The organism is Elizabethkingia argenteiflava (assembly GCF_009904105.1).
Taxonomy (GTDB): domain Bacteria; phylum Bacteroidota; class Bacteroidia; order Flavobacteriales; family Weeksellaceae; genus Elizabethkingia; species Elizabethkingia argenteiflava.
In genome coordinates, this window is record NZ_JAAABJ010000675.1 from 1 (window position 1) to 217 (window position 217).

Genomic DNA, 217 nt, shown 5'->3' on the forward strand with positions numbered 1-217 from the left:
ATTTGTCTTAAATTTTCACTGTCAAATCCTGCATCAGCATTCAGAAACAATCCTTTATGATCTATTTCTGCTTCGATTAGAGGTGACAGGATTTCTTTCAAACTACCTTCTATTTGGTATAAATCGTGATGATGGCCACTTTTTGGACTTCCCATTGCCAACATTTGTCCCTGGTTATCACACAGAAAAATGCTGTTGGTGGTTTTTGCCTTTTTTC

At 36.9% G+C, this 217-nt stretch carries 1 pseudogene; it reads right to left on the reverse strand.

What is annotated here, in order from left to right:
• Nucleotides 1-217, reverse strand: a pseudogene (locus GNY06_RS13130) (IS5/IS1182 family transposase); the annotation flags it as partial.